The organism is Arthrobacter nitrophenolicus, assembly GCF_000332815.1.
GTDB classification, from domain to species: Bacteria; Actinomycetota; Actinomycetes; order Actinomycetales; family Micrococcaceae; genus Arthrobacter; species Arthrobacter nitrophenolicus.
In genome coordinates, this window is sequence record NZ_AOFD01000140.1 from 1 (window position 1) to 546 (window position 546).

At 68.9% G+C, this 546-nt stretch carries 1 pseudogene; it reads left to right on the forward strand.

The annotated features are described in order from the left end of the window. Positions 1 to 546: pseudogene (locus G205_RS20485) on the forward strand (glycine dehydrogenase (aminomethyl-transferring)); the annotation flags it as partial.

The following is a 546-nucleotide window of genomic DNA, read 5'->3' on the forward strand; positions in this document are numbered from 1 at the left end:
CGGTGAGGGCCAGCGCAACGTGTGCCTGATCCCTGCTTCCGCGCACGGCACCAACGCCGCCTCGGCGGTGCTGGCCGGGATGAAGGTCGTCGTGGTGGCCACCGCAGCCGACGGCACGATCGACCACGCTGACCTGTACGCGAAGATCGAGGCGCACAAGGACGCCCTGTCGGCGATCATGATCACCTACCGTCCACGCACGGGGTGTACGACGGGGACGTCCGTGAGGTCTGCGATGCCGTGCACGCCGCCGGCGGGCAGGTGTACATCGACGGCGCGAACCTGAACGCCCTGGTGGGCCTGGCGCAGCCGGGCAAGTTCGGCGGGGACGTCTCGCACCTGAACCTGCACAAGACCTTCTGCATCCCGCACGGCGGCGGCGGACCCGGCGTCGGACCCGTCGCAGCGAAGGCACACCTCGCACCCTTTATGCCCGGCAACGCGGCCACCTGGACCGAAGGGAACGATGTCCCCATCTCGGCGTCGAAGTTCGGTTCCGCGGGCGTGCTGCCCATTTCGTGGGCGTATGTGAAGCTGATGGGCGGG